General features: G+C 60.6%; 18 protein-coding genes, 1 tRNA gene and 1 rRNA gene. 13 read left to right on the top strand and 7 right to left on the bottom strand.

The window, feature by feature from the left end; translation table 11 throughout:
• The first annotated feature begins 168 nt into the window (after positions 1–168).
• From rrf to AB5Z09_RS04905, 4 genes are all read left to right on the top strand, one after another.
• A 5S ribosomal RNA gene (gene rrf, locus AB5Z09_RS04920) occupies positions 169–283 on the top strand.
• Positions 284–380: 97 nt separating this feature from the next.
• Positions 381–457, top strand: a tRNA-Asp gene (locus AB5Z09_RS04915).
• 412 nt (positions 458–869) lie between these two features.
• Positions 870–1,187, top strand: a complete 318-nt coding sequence (gene tmaR / locus AB5Z09_RS04910; RefSeq protein WP_005336024.1) for a PTS system regulator TmaR — start codon at positions 870–872, stop codon at positions 1,185–1,187.
• A 208-nt stretch (positions 1,188–1,395) separates the two neighbouring features.
• On the top strand, positions 1,396–4,479 hold the full coding sequence (locus AB5Z09_RS04905; protein WP_075116006.1) for a transglycosylase domain-containing protein: 3,084 nt from the start codon (positions 1,396–1,398) through the stop codon (positions 4,477–4,479).
• 109 nt (positions 4,480–4,588) lie between these two features.
• Here the strand turns inward: AB5Z09_RS04905 and yidA are convergent, their stop codons facing one another.
• From yidA to AB5Z09_RS04885, 4 genes are all read right to left on the bottom strand, one after another.
• Positions 4,589–5,398, bottom strand: a complete 810-nt coding sequence (gene yidA / locus AB5Z09_RS04900) for a sugar-phosphatase (protein WP_368194759.1) — start codon at positions 5,396–5,398, stop codon at positions 4,589–4,591.
• Positions 5,399–5,512: 114 nt separating this feature from the next.
• Complete coding sequence (locus tag AB5Z09_RS04895; protein ID WP_368194758.1) at positions 5,513–7,180, bottom strand: FapA family protein; 1,668 nt, start codon at positions 7,178–7,180, stop codon at positions 5,513–5,515.
• A gap of 250 nt (positions 7,181–7,430) precedes the next feature.
• The gene (locus AB5Z09_RS04890; RefSeq protein ID WP_368194757.1) at positions 7,431–8,579 is read right to left on the bottom strand and encodes a competence/damage-inducible protein A; all 1,149 of its coding nucleotides are present in this window, start codon (positions 8,577–8,579) and stop codon (positions 7,431–7,433) included.
• A gap of 53 nt (positions 8,580–8,632) precedes the next feature.
• Positions 8,633–9,871, bottom strand: coding sequence for a DUF3391 domain-containing protein (locus AB5Z09_RS04885; protein WP_005336014.1), 1,239 nt, complete (start codon positions 9,869–9,871; stop codon positions 8,633–8,635).
• Between the two features lie 144 nt (positions 9,872–10,015).
• Here AB5Z09_RS04885 and metA point away from each other — a divergent pair, with 144 nt between their 5' ends.
• On the top strand, positions 10,016–10,963 hold the full coding sequence (gene metA, locus AB5Z09_RS04880) for a homoserine O-succinyltransferase (protein ID WP_042053667.1): 948 nt from the start codon (positions 10,016–10,018) through the stop codon (positions 10,961–10,963).
• On the opposite strand, the gene AB5Z09_RS04875 is transcribed toward metA, so the two are convergent.
• Positions 10,964–11,482, bottom strand: coding sequence for a cyclin-dependent kinase inhibitor 3 family protein (locus AB5Z09_RS04875; protein WP_167574341.1), 519 nt, complete (start codon positions 11,480–11,482; stop codon positions 10,964–10,966).
• 143 nt (positions 11,483–11,625) lie between these two features.
• Between AB5Z09_RS04875 and AB5Z09_RS04870 the strand changes: the two genes are divergently transcribed.
• Complete coding sequence (locus AB5Z09_RS04870; protein ID WP_005336001.1) at positions 11,626–12,096, top strand: Lrp/AsnC family transcriptional regulator; 471 nt, start codon at positions 11,626–11,628, stop codon at positions 12,094–12,096.
• A gap of 91 nt (positions 12,097–12,187) precedes the next feature.
• Here the strand turns inward: AB5Z09_RS04870 and AB5Z09_RS04865 are convergent, their stop codons facing one another.
• Entirely contained in the window at positions 12,188–14,152 is a 1,965-nt protein-coding gene (locus tag AB5Z09_RS04865; protein ID WP_368194756.1) for an LTA synthase family protein, read from the bottom strand.
• A 259-nt stretch (positions 14,153–14,411) separates the two neighbouring features.
• On the opposite strand from AB5Z09_RS04865, the gene AB5Z09_RS04860 reads away from it, so the two are divergent.
• From AB5Z09_RS04860 to AB5Z09_RS04850, 3 genes are all read left to right on the top strand, one after another.
• A complete protein-coding gene (locus AB5Z09_RS04860; protein WP_005335997.1) occupies positions 14,412–14,669 on the top strand; it encodes a DUF2442 domain-containing protein in 258 nt (85 codons plus the stop codon).
• A 241-nt stretch (positions 14,670–14,910) separates the two neighbouring features.
• Positions 14,911–16,878 (top strand): TonB-dependent copper receptor, encoded by a 1,968-nt coding sequence (locus AB5Z09_RS04855; protein WP_368194755.1) that lies wholly within the window; start codon positions 14,911–14,913, stop codon positions 16,876–16,878.
• A 109-nt stretch (positions 16,879–16,987) separates the two neighbouring features.
• Complete coding sequence (locus AB5Z09_RS04850) at positions 16,988–18,616, top strand: alpha-amylase family glycosyl hydrolase (RefSeq protein WP_368194754.1); 1,629 nt, start codon at positions 16,988–16,990, stop codon at positions 18,614–18,616.
• An 83-nt stretch (positions 18,617–18,699) separates the two neighbouring features.
• Here the strand turns inward: AB5Z09_RS04850 and AB5Z09_RS04845 are convergent, their stop codons facing one another.
• Positions 18,700–20,139 (bottom strand): RimK family protein, encoded by a 1,440-nt coding sequence (locus AB5Z09_RS04845; RefSeq protein WP_368194753.1) that lies wholly within the window; start codon positions 20,137–20,139, stop codon positions 18,700–18,702.
• 186 nt (positions 20,140–20,325) lie between these two features.
• On the opposite strand from AB5Z09_RS04845, the gene AB5Z09_RS04840 reads away from it, so the two are divergent.
• The 4 genes from AB5Z09_RS04840 to AB5Z09_RS04825 all read left to right on the top strand — a co-directional run.
• A complete protein-coding gene (locus tag AB5Z09_RS04840) occupies positions 20,326–20,847 on the top strand; it encodes an N-acetyltransferase family protein (protein WP_368194752.1) in 522 nt (173 codons plus the stop codon).
• A gap of 31 nt (positions 20,848–20,878) precedes the next feature.
• The gene (locus AB5Z09_RS04835; RefSeq protein WP_368194751.1) at positions 20,879–21,124 is read left to right on the top strand and encodes a DUF3624 domain-containing protein; all 246 of its coding nucleotides are present in this window, start codon (positions 20,879–20,881) and stop codon (positions 21,122–21,124) included.
• Between the two features lie 56 nt (positions 21,125–21,180).
• Positions 21,181–21,927, top strand: a complete 747-nt coding sequence (locus AB5Z09_RS04830) for an SDR family NAD(P)-dependent oxidoreductase (protein WP_368194750.1) — start codon at positions 21,181–21,183, stop codon at positions 21,925–21,927.
• Positions 21,928–22,048: 121 nt separating this feature from the next.
• The coding region (locus tag AB5Z09_RS04825; RefSeq protein ID WP_368194749.1) for a transposase domain-containing protein at positions 22,049–22,413 on the top strand (365 nt) is incomplete at its 3' end.

Genomic DNA, 22,413 nt, shown 5'->3' with positions numbered 1-22,413 from the left:
AGTGATGTGTTGAGCTAACCCATACTAATTACCCGTGAGGCTTAACCATACAACACCCAAGAAGTGTTCTAAGGCTTGTAGCAAACCTAAGCGAAGTACTAATTCAGTGATAACGATAAGCCACGAGCAACATCGTTATTCACGTCAGCTTTCTAGATTAAGAATTTGCCTGGCGGCCATAGCGCCGTGGAACCACCTGATCCCATGCCGAACTCAGAAGTGAAACGCGGTAGCGCCGATGGTAGTGTGGCATTCGCCATGCGAGAGTAGGACACTGCCAGGCACCCAATTAAACAGCGATGTGAAGAATCACGTCACTGGCTGCGAGGATGACACCTCAGAAAAAGCGGCAACCAATTTAGCGCAAGCTAACCGAATGCGGAGCGGTAGTTCAGTCGGTTAGAATACCGGCCTGTCACGCCGGGGGTCGCGGGTTCGAGTCCCGTCCGCTCCGCCACTAATTTAAAGGCCTTCCCTGATGGGAAGGCCTTTTTGCTATGGGCGATTTTGTCCATAAGACCCACAGATTTGCATACCAGAACGAACACCAAAGCCCAGTCTCACGACCGGGTTTTGGTATTTTTAGCGTGTAAACAGCCAGTGTTAGCATTTATCTGCAGGAAGAGAACTAAAAAGCCTGTCATCTCCTCCATTTTCTATCTATATCAAGCTCTTATCTGATGGATTACTGGCCATATTAACTGGTTTACTTTTGGCCAAACTCTGTTCATGGCGCGCGATTAGGGTTGTATCTCGCTTATAACTCGGTAGAGTAAGGGCATCTTGAGTTTGCCTGTCCCGCGCTGGGTTTGCCGGGTTCCAGGTGTAACTTGGCCAGTTTTTATCAACCTTAAGTCAGTGGTATCGATATGGAACAAGTAAACAAGTCCACCTTCAGCGATGTACTGGAATATGTGCGTATGTCCCGTCGCCAGAACAAACTCAAGCGTGAAATTGCGGATAACGAGAAGAAGATCCGTGACAACCAGAAGCGCGTACTGCTGCTCGACAACCTGAGCGACTACATCAAGCCGGGTATGAGCATTGATGATGTGCAGGCGATCATCGCCAACATGCGTGCTGACTATGAAGAGCGCGTGGATGATCACATTATCAAGAACGCCGAGCTCTCCAAAGAGCGTAAAGAGCTGAGCACCAAACTGAAGGGCATGAGCTCTCACAAATAAGCATTCAGCTCTCGCTTCAGAGACACCGGCCACTGGCCGGTGTTTTGTTATCAGCTCGGATCTCTGCCACTCCTGCAACAATCGGCTCCCCTTTTTAGAATTGCCCTGTTACCATCACCACAAAGCGGTCAATAGTTTCAAGCCATTGACTTGAAAAGACTAAGCTTGAGTGAAACACAATAAATTGCGCAACCATGGTGGGGCTGATATGGGCGCATCAGAACAGACGGATTTGACACAAGTGGCATCTCAAGATTCATCTGTCCAGACCTCGGACGGGAACCCAAAGCGCAAGCGCCGTCCCTGGTGGCGTTGGCTGTTCTGTTTTCTCTTTTTATTGTGCCTGGGAGCGGTGATCGCTCTGGTTGGCTATGAGATGAAAACCTCGAAGCTGCAATCTCAGGAGATCTCCCGCTATGCTGCCAAGCTCACCTATCAGGTCGAGCCTGGCCAGAGCAAGCAGATCGCTTTCCCTGAGGATGGCCCGTTCGACAAGCGGCTCGGCTATGTGCAACTGCCGATGATGCAGGAGCGTTTGCTTCAGCGGGGCTATGAAGTCAGCAAACAGGTGCATTTCTCCGACGCACTCTATGACTATGCCAGTCGTGGCTTCTTCGTGCCCTATACCGAGAAGGTGCAGGCCGGTTTGACGCTGCATGATTGCCGTGCCGAGCCCTTCTATCAATTCAAGTATCCGACCCATCACTATCCGGATTTTGACTCAATTCCGCCGCTCGTCATCCAGTCGCTGCTGTTTATCGAGAACCGCGACTTGCTGAGCAACGAAGAGCCGTTGGCCAACCCGGCGGTCGACTGGCCCCGTTTTGCCAAGGCCGCGCTCTCTCAAGTGGGCAAGGCGCTCGATATGCAGGATCAATCTGCCGGTGGCAGTACCCTGGCGACCCAGGTGGAGAAGTATCGCCACTCGCCGGATGGCCTGACCCTGTCGCCGACCGAGAAGATCCGTCAGATGGCCTCTGCCAGCGTGCGGGCCTATCGTCTCGGGCCGGAAACCCTCGAAGCGCGCAAACTGGTCGCCTGGGCCTACCTCAACTCGGTACCGCTCTCGGCTGCGCCGGGATATGGTGAGGTGCATGGTTTGGGGGATGGTCTCTGGGTCTGGTTTGGTGCCAATGTCGATGACGTGAACCGTCTGCTGGATCCCGCCCGCAACCAGAATGCACCGCTGGCCGAGCAGGGGCTTGCCCTGCGTCAGGTTGTCTCTTTGATGATTGCGCACCGCCGTCCCTCTTACTATCTGGCTCAAGGGCGAGAGGCATTGGCTACCCTGACCGACAGCTACCTGCGCCTGTTTGTGCAGGAGGGGATGATCACGCCACCTCTGATGGAGGCGGCGCTCAAGGCCAAGATTACGTTCCGTGACTTCCTGCAGTCCCCGGCTATCACCCGGGTGAACAACAACAAGGGGTTGCAGGTTGCCCGTACTCGTCTGAGCCGTCAGCTCGGGGTGCAGCTCTATGACCTCGACCGGATGGATCTGACCGCCGATACCAGCCTCAACATGCCGTTGCAGAACGAAATCTCCCGTTATCTGCAACAGCTGGCCGACCCGACGTTTGCCGCCCAGGTAGGGCTGTTTGGTGAGCGCCTGCTCTCGCCGGAGAAGACCGGTGATGTACGCTACAGCTTCACCCTGTTCGAGAAGTCGCCGGAAGGGTTCAAGGTGCGGGTGCAGACCGACAACACCGATCAGCCGTTCGATATCAACGAAGGCTCCAAGCTGGAGTTGGGCTCAACCGCCAAGTTGCGGGTGCTGACCACCTATCTGGAGATCGTGGCCGAGCTGCACGACAACTATGCCGGGATGCCGGTCGAGAATCTGCGCAAGCTGGCTGCCGTCTCTCAGGACAACCTCAGCCGTTGGGCCATCTCCTATCTGATGACGGCTCAGGACAAGAGCCTGCCTGTGATGCTGGAAGCGGCGCTGGATCGCAAATACTCCGCCAGCCCCAACGAAGGGTTCTTTACCGGTGGCGGCATGCACACCTTCAACAACTTCCGCCGCGAGGATAACAATCGTATCCCGACGTTGCGTGACTCTCTGCGTGAGTCGATTAACTTGCCCTTTGTGCGGCTGATGCGCGATATCGTGCGCTACAGCCTCTACAAGGAGGGCAACCGTGCCCAGTTGCTGAAGGATGACAAGGATCCCCGCCGTCAGGAGTATCTGGCCAAATTTGCCGACAAAGAGGGGCAGACCTATCTGCTGCGCTTCTGGCGCAAATATCGCGGCAAGACTCCCGAGGAGCAGCTCGATACCTTCCTCGACGGTCTCAAGCCGAGTGCGGTACGTCTGGCGGCGGTTCACCGCTACCTGATGCCGGAAGCCAGCGAGGCCGCATTTGCTGCCTTCCTGGCGGAGCGGTTGCCGCGCGAGAAGCTGAGTGCGAAGCGGGTCAATCAGCTCTATGTGAGCTATGGCCCGGGCAAGTATTCACTGCCGGATCAGGGCTACATCGCCCGGGTGCACCCGCTGGAGCTGTGGTTGCTGGCCTATCTCAAGGAGTTCGACAAGGCGACCTTTGCCGACGCGGTGGCGGCCAGTCGTGACGAGCGGCAAGAGGTTTACAGCTGGCTGTTCAAGACTCGTCATCGCAGTGCCCGTGACAGCCGGATCCGCACCATGCTGGAGGTTGAAGCCTTCCTCGATATCCATCAGCGCTGGGCCAAGCTCGGTTACCCGTTCGACCATTTGGTGCCTTCGCTGGCGACCGCCTTGGGCAGCTCCGGCGATCGTCCGGCTGCACTGGCCGAGCTGATGGGGATTATCCAGAATGGCGGTGTCCGCTCGCCAACTTTGCGTATCGAGCACCTCTCGTTTGCCAAGGGAACGCCCTTCGAGACCGAGTTTGAGCCGCAGCACACCGAGGGTACCCGGGTGATGCCAGCAGAGGTGGCGGCCGCCCTGCGCAGTGCGCTCTCCAAGGTGGTTGAAGGGGGCACGGCAAGACGTATCGCCGGCGCCTTTACCCTGCCGGATGGCACTGTGCTGCAGATGGGGGGCAAGACCGGAACCGGGGATAACCGGATTGAAACCGTGGGTCGTTATGGCAACGTGACCAGCTCACTAGCGCGCAACCGCACCGCGACCTTCGTTTTCTATCTGGGTGAGGATCACTTCGGTACCCTGACCGCCTATGTACCGGGTAGCCAGTCTGACAAGTTCCGTTTCACCTCGGCGTTGCCGGTGCAGGTGCTCAAGGGGATGGCTCCCCTGCTGACGCCTTACCTGCAACCGGGCTCCCATACTCAGTGTCTGGCGAACCAGTGATGCGAGCGAATTACCGCTCATCACGCAGATAACTGACCAGAAAAAACGGGGAGGCTGACAGCCTCCCCGTTTTTATTTCCTTATCGGACGCAGCAGCGCTCGATTGCGATCAGGCATTCAGTACGAACTGCTCGATCACCTGAGCCACGCCATCTTCATCGTTGCGGGCAGTGGTGTGCTGGGCGAGAGCCTTGATCTCGTCGGTGCCATTGCCCATCGCAACCCCGAGGCCAGCGTACTCGATCATGTGGCGATCGTTGCCCGCATCCCCGACGCAGATCACCTGATCGGCGGTCAGGCCAAGGTGCTCGGCCAGTGCGGCCACGCCGGTTCCCTTGTTGCTCTGCTTGCTCATGAACTCGAGGAAGAAGGGGGCGCTCTGTACCACGGTATAGCGCTCATAGAGCTCTGCAGGCAGTCGCTCGATGGCGCGGGAGAGCTGGGGAGGCTCGTCGATCATCATCACCTTCATGATCTGCTCGTTGGCAGGCAGGGTGGCGAAGTCGATCAGATTGATCGGCATGCCGATCAGGCGGGATTCGTGCTCGGTGTAGGTGCTGACACGGGGACTGATCAGGCCGCGGGTGACCGAGAAACCATGGACGTTCACCTCCAGCTCGTCAGCCAGTTTGGCGACGGCGCTGGCGTCACTGCCGGTCAGCAGCTGGCTGCGGATGATGCGCTGATCGGCCACCTGTTGCACCAGGGCGCCGTTGTAGCAGATGACGTAGTCATGCTCTGTGGTGAGGCCGAGCTCTTCCAGATAGCGGCTCATCCCTTCCAGCGGGCGGCCGGAGGCCAGTACTACGGTTAACCCTTTAGCGCGCGCGGCGCTGATGGCGGCGTGGGTGCGGGGAGTAATTTGGCCCTGCGGGTTGAGCAGGGTGCCATCCATATCCAATGCGATCAGCTTGTACATCTCTCACTACCTGAGTCTGGGTGGCCCGCCCGGTGGGGCCAAGGAAGTGGCGAGTGTAGCGAAAATCGGCGGCGGGATCACGGTCGGCACAGCGAGCGGTCCGTGTAGGTTGGGCTATTTGTGCCCCTCGTAAGGGGTCATCTCCAGGGTTTCATCATGGATGGTCAGGCGGGTAGGGCCTCGGGTAATGGTAACCTTGCGTTTGAAGCTGGCCATCTCGACCTCGATGCCGGAGTAGAGGTGCTGGGTGGCAATGACCTCCATCTGAGCCATCAAGTTTCGCAGCTCCTCCTGGTTGGCGGTGAGCTGCTCATCGAGCTGGGCCAGTTCGGCCAGCTGATGGTCCCGGATCGGTTTGAGCTTGCGCAGGGTATCCGGATTGCGCTTGTCGCCGGGCAGTTGCAGCAACTTCATGACCAGCTCCTTGATTTTCTCCAGCTGGGCCTGACACGCCTGCTGGCGCAGCTTGAGCTGGTGTTCCTGCTCCTTGTGGGTGAAGTAGCCGCCGAGGATCTGCAGCCGGGTATGGTTGGCGGCCTCGGCCCCCAGGCTGGGAGCCATGATCAGGCGATTGGCAATGCTGGTGCCCCCCAGCAGAGTGCCTTTGCGCATGTTGCTATCGCCTACCTTGATATCTTGTCCGCTGCGGGAGTAGCAGTGGCTGAGCTGGCTCTGGATCTGGATATCCCCCCCCGCTTCCAGCTGGGCATACTGGGCGTAGCTGGCGTGGATCTCCCCCTGCGCATTGAGCTGGCAAAGGTACTCCCCCTGCTCGTTGCGGCGGCCAATGATGCCGTGGCGTACCGTGATGCTGCCCCCAGCTTCGATCCAGCCCCCTTCGATAAAGCCGCCAATCACGATGTCACCGCTGACCCTGATCTTCATGCCCGGGTTGACGTCGCCGCTGACGATTAAGCCCCCTTCAAAATCAATGTGGCCGTGGCGGGCATCCACCTGTTTGACGCTGAGCACCTCGTCCACCTTCATGCCTGCTTTTTCCTGACAGGGCAGGCCAGCCCGACCGGCAATCAGCAGGTCGGGATCGTCGGGGGAGATGAAGGTGCCCTCGCCAGCACTCATCGGGCTGTCTTTGCCATCCTTGGCGGGCAGATCCTGACCTGTCACGGTAAAACCGGGTACCCCGACGGTGGCCGGATGACGGCGCATCAGCGGAGCGCCTGCCTTGACGGTGACGATGGAGCCGAGATCCCGCAGATCGACCTTGCCATGCCCGAGCTCCTGCGGTTTGAGGATCCGTTCGGCCGGGGTCTCCACCAGCCGCTCATAGCGAGTGTCCTGACCATTGACGGCAGGCTGGCCGTTGGCAATCACCAGCTTGAGTTGACTGCCGGGGGCGGCCTCCTTGGCCGACTGGATGGCTGCGATGAGCAGTTGCTCACTCACCCCCTGTTTGATTTCGCTGATGGCGATCGCCTCTTGCAGCTGTTCCAGCGTCACATACTTGCCACCCCAGTCGGCAGTGATCTGGGCGATGGCGCTCATGCGATCCTTCTCCACTATTACGGCGAGTCGGGCATCCTGACGCTTGCCGACAGGGATGGGGTTGGCGGGGACGGGGGCGACAGGGTTGGTGAGCAGGGTATTAAGCAGGCTGATGGCCTGTTTGATCCCCTCGGGCAGCGGCTGATAGCGGCGACAGTTGGAAGCGAGCAGCAGAGCCTGCACATCCTGTTCCGTGACAGGTTTGGTGAGACCGGCGGCAATCCGCAGGCAGACCAGTTCCATATCGCTTGATAGCAGCAACCACTCTTTGCTTAACACCGCATCTCCTTGCTGGATGAGAACGGAACGATCGGCTCGCTCCTTTACTGTCATTTAATCTCTCAATGATTAATAAAGCGAGTCGCCAACCCTGAGAGTGGGCAGTATTCAGATATTTCCTCTGAATGGTCAATGAATTGAAGTCAAATCGGTGATGGCGGCCAGATAAATGTGGGCGCTGTTTGGAAACGGAGTGAAAAGACGGATCGCAGCGCCAGCGACATAGGGTCGCTGGCAGGGGCGGTGGTTATCAGCTGCGCTGGGCTGTTCTGGCCAGGGTGAGGTAATTGCCGAGCACCGGCTCACCCAGCATATGGCGGCGCAGCATGTCGAGGGCGGCAAAGGCGAGGATCTTGCTGCGGCTCTCCGGGTCGGGGTGGCTGACCTTGACCGTCTGACCGATGTGCATGCCATCGGCGCTGAGCAGCAGTGGCACCCCCTCTGCGCCCTCTCGCCCAATGGTCAGTTGCAGGCCCGCATCGGTGGTCGGCAGTTGTGCCAGCTCATCGGCCAGTTGCGTACTGAAGTTGGCCTCCAGCCGGGGATGGCCGTGACAAAGCGCCAGCAGGGCGCCGCCACTCTCTCCCTCCAGCAGAGCCAGAGGCTTGCCTTGCAGCAGCGCGAGGATCTGCTGCGCCGGTTCCGTATCTCCGCTGCCAACCAGCCAGGGGCGGATCGTATCCAGCAGTCGGCGCTCTGCACTCTCCATGTCAGCGGTGCTGGCGCCGTGGCCGATCAGTTTCAGCTCGATAAGGGGCATGGAGGAGCGGTAACCCAGCTCGATGCCGGCTGGCCAGGGTTCTTCATCCAGCATATCGCTGAGGGCGGATTCCGAGATGCCGAAGGTGTAAAAGCGACGCAGCTCGGTGTCGATCTGTGCCCCGGCCAGCTGTTTGAGGCGCGGCAGAATTTGCTCACGCACCATCTGCTTGAATTCGAACGGCACGCCCGGGGTGAAGAAGAGCTGACTCTGGCCACTTCGCACCACAAAGCCGCAGGCGGTGCCGACCGGGTTGTCGAGGATCTCGCTCCCCTGTGGCAACCAGGCCTGTTTGGCATTGCTTTGTGCCATGGGGCGGCCACGGCTGGCGTAGCGCGCTTCGATGGTAGCGAGCCAGTCGGGGAAGAGGGTGAGCGGCTGGTCAAAGGCTTCAGCGGCTGCCTGAGCGGTCAGGTCGTCGGCAGTGGGCCCGAGTCCGCCACACACCAGCACCACCTCGGCGCGGCTGGCACTCTCTTGCAGTACCGTTTTCAGGTCAGCGAGGTTGTCCCCCACCGTCAGGCGACGGCGTACCTGCCACCCCTGTTCCAGCAGCAGAGCGCTGAGCCAGGCCGCGTTGGTATCCACCACCAGGCCCGTCACTATTTCGTCTCCGGTACTGATGATCTCGATACGCATGGCAGGCTCCTTGGATTAAACGGGTGGCAACGGTTGGCCTCGGGCCAACACAATCAGGCTTTGTTGTGCTCGAAGTAGTAGCTGATCCGGGTACGCGGATTGAGGTACTCGAACACGGCGGGCGGCAGCCGTTTGGGGTGGATCACCTTGGCGATCGACAGTTCGGCTTGCTGCAGGTCGATGATGGCGGCTTCCTGACGGGGAATGCGCGGATCGTAGACCAGCACCGAGGGGTAGAGCAGGCGGGAAGCGTTGACCGACATCACCAGCCCCACCTGACCGTTGGAGAGTTGCACCACGCTGCCGGGGGGGTAGATCCCCATCAACCGGATCAGCATGCTGAGGTACTCCGGATTGAACTGCGCCTTGCGCTGCTTGTAGAGGCCGCTCAGGGCCGAGTAGGGCACCTTGGCCTGCATGTGGCAGAGGTTATCGTACTCGTTGATCAGCGACACCATCTGGGTCAGCGGATCGAGCTGGCCACCCTTGAGCCCTTCCGGCCCGCTGCCATCGAGATATTCATGGTGATGGAGCACGATCCCCTTCGCCTCGGCCGGGAAATCCTTGGCCAGATTGAGCAGATCCAGCCCGTAGCGCGGGTGCTGGGCCATCAGGTTCTGCTCCGGCTTGGTCAGCGGCTCGGTCTTGCGCAGGATCTGGCTCGGGATCTTCAACTTGCCGATATCGTGGAACAGCGCCCCCATGCCGACCTGACGGATCTCGTCGGCCGTCATGCAGCACTCCTTGGCCAGCAGCATGCTGAGCACGCTCACATTGAGGGAGTGGAAGTAGAGGTTGTTGCCATCCTCGCTGTCGGAGACCAAGTGCAGCACCATCTCGTCCACCGAGAGCAGTTGCTCGGTCATGGCGTTGACCAGCTCCTGCGCCTCGCCGATGGCATTGAGGGGGCGGGACTGGATCTTGCTCATCACGCTGCGCACCTGCGCCAGCGACTGCTGGAACTGTTTCTCGCACTGCTGCAAGTTACGGCGATAGAGTTGCAACTGCTCGATGCGGCGATCTTTCTCCTGCTGCATCTGGGCCTGACGCTGGGCGGCGTCTGCGCTCTCTTGTTGCTGAGGCTGTACCTGATTGAGGGGCTTGGGCGGAACGTCGCTCTTGTCGGGAATGATGGTGACCAGTTTCAGGCCGAGACGGCGGATCAGCTCGATCTCTTCTTCACTTTTGATCTTGAAGCTGGAAAACAGGAACGGGTGTTCGCGCCACCCCAGTGGCAGGGATACATAGTTGCCGACTTGCAGTCGATCTACGGAAATCTTGATACCGGTCATTATCTTGGAAGCAGGAGACACACTGAGCCGTATGCTAGTCAAAGGCGGGGGTGAATACAAAAGGTATCTGATGACAGGGCAGGAGCTTTATTATAGGCTTCTGGATGTCCAGACATATGTACTGATGCAGTACAGGGAGTAAGCATGCCGATCAAGATCCCGGATCAGTTACCCGCCGCCGAAGTGCTGGGGCAGGAGAACATCTTCGTGATGACGGAATCCCGGGCCGTCACCCAGAACATCCGCCCGCTGCGGGTGTTGATCCTCAACCTGATGCCAAAGAAGATTGAGACCGAGATCCAGCTGATGCGGATGCTCTCCAACTCGCCGCTGCAGGTGGATGTGGATCTGCTGCGCATCGATGACAGGGAGTCAAAGAACACGCCGCAGGCCCATCTGGAGAACTTCTATCACGACTTCGAGCAGGTGCGTGGCAATAACTACGACGGCATGATCATCACTGGGGCGCCGCTCGGGCTGGTGGAGTTCGAGGAGGTGGTCTACTGGCCGCGTATCGTCGAGATCATCGAGTGGTCCCATCAGCATGTCACCTCCACCCTGTTCCTCTGCTGGGCGGTGCAGGCGGCGCTGAAAGCTTTGTATGGTATGGAGAAGCAGACCCACGGCGAGAAGCTCTCCGGGGTTTACCGCCACCATCGCCTCGATGAGCATGAGCCGCTGCTGCGCGGTTTCGATGACGAGTTCGTCGCCCCGCACTCCCGTTACGCGGCGTTTGATGGCGATCTGATCCGTGCCCAGACCGACTTGCAGATTTTTGCCGAGTCAGAAGAGGCGGGAGTCTATCTGGCGGCGACCAAGGATTGTCGTCAGGTGTTTGTCACCGGGCACCCGGAGTACGATGCCCTGACGCTGGACGGGGAGTATCAGCGGGATCTGGCGGCAGGGCTCGACCCGGCCATTCCTGTCAACTACTACCCGAATAATGATCCGAGCCGGACGCCGCGCGCCAGCTGGCGCAGCCATGGTCATCTGCTGTTTGCCAACTGGCTCAACTACTACGTCTATCAGCTCACCAGCTATCGGGTGGAGGATATCGGCAAGGTCTTTACCTACGACCAGGGAGGCAAGTAGTCAGTCGCCCTGCGCCAGCCGCTCGGCCAGCTGGTCGAGCCATTGGCGGTGGCAGGCCAGGGTAAATGCCTTGGGTCTGTGGGCCTTGATGGCGGCCATCGCCTCTTGCTGTGGCTGGCCGAGGGTCATCAGCAGCGCGGCGGCGACCAGACCGGTACGACCGCTGCCCCCTTTGCAGTGGATGACCAGATGTTTGCCATCCCCCAGCAGCTCGCGCAGCTGTGGCAGCACCTGTTGCCAGGCAGCCTCGAAGTCGGCATCGGGGGCCAGATCATCCTCGATGGGCAGATGGAACCAGCGCATCCCTTCGTGCTCGACCTGCTGGCCGAGCTGCGCCAGTTCGAGTCGGATTAACTCGGCGCTTGTCATCAGGGTCACCACTCCGTGGGCACCGGCCAACCGCAGTTGATCGAGCGCCAGGGTCAGCGGCACCTGCTGGGTGCCGGGGCAGGGGGTCAGCAGCAGCTGACCGTCGACACGGGGAACCTCAAGGCTCCAGAAAGGGTGATACGGGTGCATGGCGGATCCTCGCGTGGTGGTCGCAGGGCTGCGACCGGTGAATGGCGCCAAGGATAGGCGGGGCAGGGGGGATGTCAATGGCCGTTGTGTTTGCCCCGGTTTACGGGCAGAGTCTAAAAAATTGAGCGGTTCAAGGAGTTAAGATGAGAAACCTGGATCAACTGGATTTGGATATCCTGGCCCATCTGTTTCGGGATGCGGGCATGACCAACAAGGATCTGGCCGCGCTGGTGGGCGTTGCCCCCTCCACCTGTCTGGAGCGGGTGCGCAAGTTGCAGCAGGATGGCGTGCTCAAGGGAGCGCACTGCGAAGTGGATTATCAGGCCCTCGGTGGTCACATTCAGGCCATGGTCTCCCTGCAGCTGGCCCGTCACAGCCGTCAGATCATCGATGCTTTCCGCGATGCCATTCTGGCGCTGCCCGAAGTGATCAGTCTGTTCCACATGGGGGGCAAGGATGATTTTCTGGTGCACCTGTGTGTTTCCGACACCGAGCACCTGCGCAACTTTGTCTTTGATCACTTCACCTCCCGCGAGGAGGTGGTGCACCTCGAAACCTCGCTGGTATTCGAGCACAAGTTCAGCCGCTCCCTGCCCTGCTTTCCCCAGCCATAACGGCCTGTGGGCCGACGGTATGGATAGATGGAAAAAACCGCCAGCTGGCGGTTTTTTCCATTCTGCTATCGGCTGAATCAGCACAGTTGGCTCAATTGGCGGCGGTGCGTTCATCCTTGGCCGTCTGATAGAGACTCTTTTGATAGGCCATGCTGCCCCACAGGGCCAGACCAAGGGCATCCTCCTTCAAGGCGTCCGGCTGCGCCGCCAGGGTCAGCTTCTCGCTGGCATTGTCGTAGACATAGCCCTCTGCCGCCCGCTCCGGTTGCAGGATCACCACATCCTTGCCGCGCATCAGGGCAAAGTTCTTGTCGTACTGCATGATGGCGCGCCCCGGCCAGTCGGCGGGCATGCGCGTCAGATCCTTGCCGAGCATGGGGTAGTCGGCACTGATCCCCATCAGGGAGAGCAGGGTAGGCGCCATGTCGATCTGGCTGACGATGCGCGGATCCTTCTTCGGCGCAATGCCGTCGCCCACGATAACCCCCGGAATATGGAAGCGGGGGATGGGCACCAGACTGGCGCCACCGACCCGGCTGTCGTGGTCGGCGATGACCAGGAACAGGGTATCCTTCCAGTATTCGGACTGTTTCGCCCTCTTGAAGAACTCGCCGATGGCGTAATCCGCATACTTGGCCGCGTTGTTGCGGGTCTGCTTGGGTTGCTCGAAGAGTTCGATGCGGTTGTCCGGGAATTCGAACGGATCGTGGTTGCTGGAGCTGAACACCAGACTGAAGAAGGGTTTGCCCTCCTTGTGCAGCGCCTTGAAGGTCTCGTCGGCCTTGACCATCAGATCCTCGTCGGAAGCTCCCCAGGAGCCTTTGAATACCGGATTGTCGAAATCCTTCTGCTCGACGATGGTGGTGAAGCCGTTGCCGAGGAAGAAGCTGCGCATGTTGTCGAAGTGACTCTCGCCGCCATAAATAAAGCTGGTGTCGTAACCCCGTTGTTTGAGCAGATCCGCGATGGTGAAGAAGTTGGTCTGGCTCTTGCCGAGTTTGACCACCGACTGTGCCGGGGTTGGCGTGAAGCCGGTCAGTACTGCCTCGATACCGCGCACCGAGCGGGTGCCGGTGGCGTAGAGTTGCTCGAAGGCCCAGCCCTGCTGCGACAGGGCGTCGATGTTGGGGGTAAGCGGCAGGCCGCCGAGGGAGCCGACAAACTGGGCGCCCAGGCTCTCCTGCAGCAGGATCACCAGATTCTTCGGTTTACCTTGGAAGCTCGCCTGGTTGAAGGTCTGGCTGGGCAGCAGATCGGAGTTGAAATCACTGGCCGGACGGCCACTCTCCTTGCGCATGACCTCGAGCACCTTCTGAGGGGTCATCTCGCCGTAAAACTGGCCGGCATCTTCCTCGGCGCCCATCTGCTTGATGGCAAAGAAGAGGGAGTAGGCGGAGTTGACGGTGAGCGAGTTGACCAGCGGATCCTCGGCAAAGGCGACCATGGCCGGGTTCAGGGCGCGGTGGCCGAGACTGGAGCGGGCACCGAGAAAACCTATGGCCAGAATGAGCAGGGCGAAGGCCGGACGCAGATACCAGCGGGGGAAGCTGAGACCATGCACCAGACGGCCGCTCAGCCACCAGCCACCGGTCAGCGCGGCGCCACTGAAGAGTAACGCCAGCAGCAGCTCGGCTTTGCGGCCCGCCCACAGCATGGCGAACACCTCTTTCGGATAGATGAGGTACTCCACATAGAGGCGGTTGGGGCGCACGCCATACTCGGTGACAAACGAGGGGGTGGAGATCTCGAGGAACAGCATCAGCCAGAGCCCGACGGTCAGCCAGACGCGCATCAGTTGCAGCCAGCCTCGGCCGATGGCATGGGGGCCTGCCAGCAGCAGAGTGAGCATGGCGGGGACACCCCAGACCCAGCAGAGGGTCGCAAAGTCGACCCGGATCCCTTGCAGCAGCATCTCCTGCCAACCGGCCACGGCATCCACTCGTTCCAGTTGCCATATACCGAGGGCGATTCGGCTGAAAGAGAGAGAGAAAAGCACGAGCGCGCAGAAGACGGCGAAGGGCCAGAACGGGCCGAGTCGCTGTTTTAGATTTGTCATGTTTGTTCCTGAATGAGACTCTAAACGTCTGTCCACAGACGTTTTTTTAGTTGTTGTGAGGTTATGACAGATCGAATTGGTTAAGGTTGCATTCAAGTTTGTTAAAAGTCGGCATTAACACATTTATCATCCAGAAGTGTGATGTCACGCCAATAATGAGCACAGCATAATCTGCTGGGTAAAATGTGAGCCACAGCGTGTATGGATGGGGAGCTGGTGTTTATAATTGCCGCGAATTATCTCAATCGGAGCCGAAGGGATGCCGGTCTTTATCGATGTCGAGTATGTGCGGGGATGGCGCCTGTTTCTGGTGTTATCGGATGGCACCACGGGGGTGTTGGATCTGACCCCCTGGCGAACCCAGCCGCTGTTTGCAAAGCTGGAGAGCGAGCGTCACTGCGCCCGGGTCTTCATCAACCGTCACCACCAGCTGGAGTGGCCTGTTGGCTGCACGCTATCCGCTCATGAGGTCTATCACCTCATCTCTCCCATTGATGAGCGGGAAGCCTTCAGCTAATCCCCATTTTTTGTGAGCCAACGCCAGATTCCTGTTACTGGAATGTTTGCCCGTTTGCCTTTCTGAGCCAACTTGGGTAAAACCTGCGCAACATTTTGCCAACTTGCCTTCGCTTCACCTGACAGAGGCTTGCCGCTTTCACGCCGCAGGCCTTTTTTGCGGCCTGATGGCAAACCTTTCCCTAGCTGAAAGGTTTGGTTGGTTGAATGAAAATAACAAAACAAATACATAAGGAAAATGTATGGCTTGTCATATGCGCACACCTCTTGCCCTGCTGGTGGGCGGGCTCGCCTGTCACGGCGCTGCCGGTCAGGAATCGGTGCAACAGCTGGATCCCATGGTGGTGGTGGCAACCCGCCCCGCCAGCACACTTGAAGTGACGCTGGATCCCAAGAAGCCCGGTTCCCCCATGCCCGCTGCCGACGGCGCCGGTTATCTGAAGAATGTCACCGGCATGAGCATGGTGCGCAAAGGGGGGCTCGGTGGCGACCCTGTGCTGCGGGGGATGGGGATGTCCCGTCTCAACGTGCAGATGGATGGCGGCATGCTGGCCGGTGGTTGTGGCGGCCGGATGGACCCGCCCACGGCCTACGTGTTCCCCCAATCCTTTGACCGGATCCGGGTGCTGAAGGGGCCACAATCCCTGGAGCAGGGGGCTACGCTGGCGGGAACTGTGCTGTTCGAGCGGGACAGACCCGAGTTCACCGCGCCGGGTCTCAAGGCCGATGCCTCGGCCCTCTATGGCAGTTTTGGGCGCGATGACCAGATGGTGGATATGACGGCGGGTTCGACCGATGGCTATCTGCGCGGTCAGTTCACCCACTCCGACAGCGACGATTACCGCGATGGTCACGGCAACGAGGTGCGATCTTTCTATCGCCGCGAGAACGGCACCGCCCAGTTGGGCTGGACGCCGGGGGAGCACACCTGGCTGGAACTCACCGCCGAGCGCAGCAACGCCCGCGCCGCCTATGCGGACCGCACCATGGATGGCCCCATGTTTGATCGCGAATCCTTCGGGCTGAAGCTCAAGCAGGAGCAGATCACCACTCACTGGCAGCGCAGCGAGCTGACCCTGTGGGACAACTACATAGACCACATCATGGACAACTTCAGCCTGCGGCAAAACAGCGGCATGAAGATGCTCTCCAACCCGGATCGCCGCAACACCGGCGGTCGCTGGGGCAACGACATCGCCTTGCCAGCAGACTGGCTGCTGACCGCCGGGCTCGACAGCAACCGGGATCAGCACCGCAGTCGGAGTGGGGTCGACTATGCCACCAAGGATCGCCAGCGCACCCTGCGTTTCGAGCAGCAGGGCGGCTTCGCCGAACTGGGTCGTCAGCAGGGGGCCCACAGCTACAAGGGCGGTTACCGTCAGGATAGGGTAGAGACCACCCGCTATGGCGCTGGTGAACAGACCCTCTACAGCGATACCCTGAGTCTTAACAGCGGGTTTGGCCGCTACGAATATCAGTGGTCGCCACGCTGGTCCAGCTATCTGGCCTGGGGGCAGGCAGAGCGGGCGCCGGACTACTGGGAGCGCAGCAAGGACAGTACCCCGTTCACCCTCAACCCGGAGCGCAGTCGCCAGTGGGATGCTGGGCTGGCTTTGCGCAGTCGCGAGCTGGACCTGACCCTCTCCCTCTTTAGCGCCGATATCAAGGACTACCTGCTCTACAACAGCAAGTCGAACAAGGTACGCAACATCGACGCCCAGACCCGTGGCGGCGAGCTGGAAGGGCGCTGGCAGTTTGCCGAGCAGTGGCGTCTCGATGGTGGTCTGGCGGTGGTCTACGGCGAAAACCAGAGCGACAACAAGCCGTTGGCCCAGATGCCGCCGCTTGATGGCAAGCTGGCGTTGGGCTGGCAGCCGGACGAAGCGCTGAGTTTCACCCTGCTGGGGCGCGCGGTGGCGGCGCAGGATCGGGTGGATGTGGGCTCCGGCACGGTCGCCGGTCAGGATCAGGGGGAGACTCCGGGCTTCTTCACCATGAACCTGAGCGGCGCCTGGCAGTTTGCCAAAGGGTGGCAACTCTCGGCCGGAGTAGACAACCTGTTCGACACCTTCTACTACGAGCACCTCTCCAAGTCGGTGCACAGCAGTCAGGCCGGGCTGGGCTACGAGCAGAGCGGCCGCATCCCCGAGCCGGGCCGTTCCTACTGGCTCTCGCTCAACTACCGTTTTGCCTCGGCAGGGGTGCTCTAACCAGTTGAGTCAGATAACGTTTTCAGTCACAGACACCGCTGTGTGAGCATCGCTATCATGGTGAAAAACAGGCGTATCAGACGCCTGCTCTCACAGCGGGAACATAACAATGAAACAGGGAACGTTACGCTATGGCGGCCTGCTCGGGGCCGCCCTGTTACTTGCGGCTTGCGGCGGCAGCGGTAGTTCAGGTGGGGAGAGTTCTCCCCCCGTCGTCAATCCGCCGGTCACCCACCCTCCGGTCGCCACGGCCAGTCGTGCCTGCTATGGCGACGATCAACTTGCCTGCAACCTGCGCATCTATCAGGTAATGGTGGAGTCGTTTGCCGATGGTGACGGCAGTGCCAACTACGGCGTCGGCTATGGCCCCTCCCAGCACAACGGCGATCTGCAGGGGATCATCGACAGTCTCGACCACATCAAGAGTCTCAACGTCAACGCCATCTGGCTCACCCCGGTGTTCGACTCCTGCGCGGGGCAAGGCGGCGATAACAAGCTCGATGCCACCGGCTACTTCGCCTGCGACTTTTTTACCGTGGATCCCAACTTTGGCAGCAATGCCAAGCTCAAACAGCTGGTGGATGGGGCGCACCAGCGCGGCCTCTATGTCTTCCTCGACGGGGTGTTTGGCCACGTCAACAAGGTAGGGGTGAGCAAGCCCTCGCCAGAGGGGCGTCTGCCAGCCCTCACCAGCGGCGGTGCGGGTTATCCCGGCCAGCTGGTGGATTACAGCAAGCCGGAGAGCCTCGCCTACTTCAAGGAGGTGGCCCGCTATTGGGTCGAGCAGTACGGTATCGACGGCTGGCGCCTCGATCAGGCCTATCAGCTTGGGTTGGATGATTGGCGCGCCATTCGCAGCGAGGTGGAGCAGGCCAGCGCAGCGCGCAAGGCGGCAGGGCAGCAGTGGGGCACCCTTGGCTACATGGTGGGCGAGGTGTGGAAGGGGGCTGACGATATTCGCGCCCAGGCTTACGGCAGCAGCGACAATCCGGCACTCTCATCTGCATTCGACTTCCCGCTACGCTACGGCATCGTGCAGGCGCTGGCGGTGGAGGAGTCCGGCAAGGGCGGGCAGGGGGCCAGCGTGCTCGATGCCAGCTGGAACAAGGTGGAGAACTACCCGAATCACGCCATGCCGAACCTGATGCTGGGCAACCATGATCTGGTGCGTTTTGGTGATCTGCTGGAGCGTGGCAACTTCAAGTCGGCCGAGTACTGGCAGCGCCACAAGGCAGCCTTCAGCTTTATGGCGGCCCGCTCCGGCCCCATCACCTTCTACTATGGCGAGGAGTTTGGCGACGAGGTACCGGGCTTTGCCGCCAAGGTTGGTGGTGACTGTGCGGCGCAGGGCTTGTGCGACGATCATGTGGCCCGCAGCGACGGCAAAGTGCCCGCTGTCACCGGTTTTGTGCCGGGTAGCGAACAGGCCGAGCTGAAAGAGTGGCTGGCCCAGTTGCTGGCGATGCGTGCCGCGCACCCCGCTCTCTATCAGGGAGAGCGAGTCAAACTGGTGGCCGAGGGCAGCCTCTATGGTGACATCAAGCAGACGGCGGGGGAGCAGATAGTCTACCTGCTCAACCTCTCCACCACGGCGCTCAGCTACAACCTGCCGGCGGGCAAACTGCGCAGCGGCAGTGCGCTGGTGGATCTGCAAAGCGGCGAGAGTCTGGCCATTGGCGGCAGCAGCGTAACGGTGGAGATACCGCCCTTGAGCGGGCGTTTCCTGCGTCTGCAATAAGTCTGCCACAGCACGCTTTGATATGAGAGAGGGCCCCTTCGCGGGGCCCTCTCTGTCATTGGGGGCGACAAGGTCAGGACCGGTTATGCGGTGGTCTGGCCCCGGTTTTCCAGCCGCTGGCGGAAGGCGCGGGCCAGTCGCTCGTAGAGATCCTGCGCCTCCTTGTCTTCGATATCGCCGCGGATCCAGGGGTTGTCGACGATCTCCAGCAGCACGCAGTCGCGCCCCTGCTGGCGCAAGTCGAGCCCGTAGAGGCCATTACCGAGTTGATGCACTGCGCGGCGGGCGGTCTGCAGTACCCGCTCCGGCACCTCGTTAAGCGGCAGCGCCTCGATGCGGCTCATGTCGAGGGGGTGCTTGCGGCGGCGAATGCGGTTGCCGGGTTCGGGCCGGTAGCGGCGGCAGGCGAACAGCGGCGAGCCGTCGAGAAAGCCGATGCGCCAGTCGAACTCGGCGGGGATCCGGCTCTGCACCAAGAGCAGGGCGGAGCGGCCCAGCCCCTCGTCCAGCAGGCGGGCCAGCTGTTGCTCGTCGCTGGCCATGGCGAGATCGCGCCCCTGTGCCCCGTCGGGCACCTTCACCATCAGCGGCAGGCCGAGCCGTTGCACCAGCTCGTCCACATGGTGGCGGCCGCGGCGGGTCACCACCATGGTGGGCGGCATGGGCACGCCGCTGCGCACCATCAGCTCGTAGAGGTAGAGCTTGTTGCTGCAGGCGAGGATGGCGCGGGAGCTGTCGATCACCGGCATCTTCAGCTGCTCGGCACGGTGGGCAAATTCGAAGGTGTAGTGGCCGACTGCGGTTTCGGCGCGCAGCCAGAGGGTATCGAACTCCGGCAGCCGCTCGATGGCCGACGGTGGCAGGATCTCGGCCCGGATGCCTTGGGCGGCGGCAGCCCGGATAAAGCGCTCCAGCGCCAGCCCATCACTGCTGGCACGGCCGTCGTTGGGGTCGACCAGAATGGCGAGCTGATAGAGCGGCGCCGCCTGCTCCTCGTCACCGGTGCCCACCAGTGCCTGAGCGTGGTGCAGCATCAACTCTTTCTCGCCTGGGCTCAGCTCCAGCGGTGACAGGCTCTGCTGCTGGCGCACCGACCAGCCGTGGCGGCCGCGCTTGAGGGTCAGCTCCTGCAGCGGCAGCTGGCTCAGGCCGTAGTAGTAGCGGGCCAGCCCCGCCAGCTCGCTCTGTTCGCACTGGCCGAAGATGGCGCGCACTCTAATCCGATCCTCGCTCTGCTGGGCCAGCCATCCCTGCGCCTTGCGCCACAGCTTGGCCGGTGGCTGCTGGGGTTGCAGTCGGCTGATGGCTTGCAGACCCGGCAGGCAGTGGTGGCCGCGGGCCTGGGCCAGCAGCGAGCAGTAGTAGCCTGCGCTCAGGTGCTCCAGATTGCGGCAGAGGTTGATGATGCGGGGCCTCCCGCCGGTGGTCGGCACGCCATGTTGCAGATAGGTGCGGGCGGTTAGCAGATAATCGGCATGGCAAGGCCAGTCGCCCAGCTCTTCGACGATGACATAGGTACTCATATTTTCGGCTCCACAGATCAGACTGCCTGAACAGGCAGGATCCCCAGTGGGCTTCGATGCACCGACAAGCACGACAATGGCGCGAGGGGAAACAAGAGGTTACAGTGCCTAATATGACGCCTTGGTAACTTGTGATACAAGTCGCATTTTTGGTGCTGAGGATAAATAACCGAACAAGGACTCCCCGTGTTGACCGTACGTGCGGCCCGAACCGATGATCTGGGCGCCATCGTTAATCTGGAACGCTACTGTTTTCCTCCCGAAGTCGCCTTTGGCCGCAGCCGCTGGCACTATCTGCTGGCCCATGCCAAGGGGCGCACCCTGTTACTGCTGGATGAGAAACATCAGCTGATGGGCTATCTCTGCCTGCTGGAGCACAGAGGCTGGGATCGGCTGGTCATTCAGGCGCTGGCCATCCGTTGGACGGTACGTCGTCTGGGCTGGGCCCGCCGTCTGCTGGAGCAGGTGATCCACGAGGGCAAGGCCGCTGGCTGGGGGGCGATCCGGCTGGAGGTGGCAGATGCCAACGAGGAGGCGCTGGCGCTTTATCAGGGATTGGGATTTCGTCCCCAGCAGCGGCTGGCGGACTACTATGGCCGCGACCAGCATGCCCACCGACTGGTGCTGCCGCTGGCGAGCGACGATGAGCGTGAGCGGCGCAGAGTGGCTCGCACGCAGGCGCGCAAGCCGTCTTCACAGGCCAACTGATCATGTTGAACGAGCAGAATCGAGGAGCAGGATGAGCTGCGACAACTGTCTTGCCACCGCCATCAGGGCCAAGCTGGGGCGCTGTCCGGTCTGCGCTGGCCAGGCCTTCGTCATCGGCCTGATTGGCTGGCTGGTCTGGTGGTGGTGCGGCGCCGACACCTCGGTCAACGCCCTCACCGGCCTGCTGTTTGCGCTGGGTGGCTCGGGCATGTTGCTGCTCCATCTGGTGGTATTTGTCTGGCGCAAGGCGACCGGACGTGAATTGAGCGATGAATGAATCTGAATAGATTCAAACAGATAAATAACAATATCGGTGTAGATATGGAGGTTCAGATGATTGCAATGGTAACGGGCGCCTCGTCCGGTTTTGGTGAAGCCATCAGCCGCCAGCTGGTGCAGGCGGGCTACAAGGTGATCGGTACCGGTCGCCGCGCCGAGCGGCTGGCTGTGCTGGCCGACGAGCTGGGCGAGCAGTTCCTGCCGCTGGCATTCGACGTGCAGGACAAGGCGGCCACCCACGCTGCCATCGCCGCTCTGCCAGCCGCCTGGAACGAGGTGGAGCTGCTGGTCAACAACGCCGGTCTGGCGCTGGGGTTGGAGCCGGCCCACAAGGCGGATCTGGAAGATTGGGAGCAGATGATTGCCACCAACATCAGTGGTCTGACCCTGCTCACCCGATTGCTACTGCCGGGCATGGTGGCGCGCAATCGCGGTCACGTCATCAATATCGGCTCCATCGCTGGTACCTACCCCTATCCGGGCGGCAACGTCTACGGCGCCACCAAGGCGTTCGTGAAGCAGTTCAGCCTCAACCTGCGCGCCGATCTGGCGGGCACCGCCATCCGCGTCACCAACGTGGAGCCGGGCCTGTGCGGCGGCACCGAGTTCTCCAACGTGCGCTTCCACGGTGACGATGCCAAGGCGGCCTCCGTCTATCAGGGGGTGGATTCGATCCAGCCGGAAGATATCGCCAATACCGTGCTCTGGGTGAGCCAGCAACCGGCCCACGTCAACATCAACAGTATCGAGATCATGCCGGTGGCGCAGACCTTCGGCCCGCTCAATATCAGCCGTCGCTGATCGCTGCATTGGCTGAAATAAAAGAGGCTCCCTTGGGATAATGCCGATCAGTTAAGGATCCATTGACCGATCCTTCTGTTGTGTGAAAATCCGAAACCTGTTGATTGGTTTCGGATTTTTTATGCGTATCGCTCACGCTCTCGACTTCCTCCACGCCAGCAATGCCGCTCAGTTTGAGTCACTTTCTGACCTCATTCCTCCCGAGCTCATCACGACGCTGCTCGCCGAAGAGGATGTCGTGACCCTGCGCCGTCGCCGCATGCCCATGGAGCGACTAGTCTGGGCCATCATCGGCATGGCCATCTTCCGCCACGTCCCCATGACCCAGCTGGTCAATCAGCTTGATATCCTGTTGCCCGGCGACCGCCCCTTCGTTGCCCCCAGCGCCTTCCTGCAAGCTCGCCAAAAACTGGGGGACAAGAGCATCGAACGCCTGTTTCACGAGACCGCTTCGCGCTGGCACCAGCAGGCCAATCATCCCGGCTG

Origin of the sequence: Aeromonas sp. R2-2, from assembly GCF_040908355.1 — a bacterium.
Lineage (GTDB): Bacteria > Pseudomonadota > Gammaproteobacteria > Enterobacterales > Aeromonadaceae > Aeromonas > Aeromonas veronii.
The sequence above is the reverse complement of the archived record's forward strand: the minus strand, read 5'-3'. Positions and strand labels throughout refer to the sequence as shown.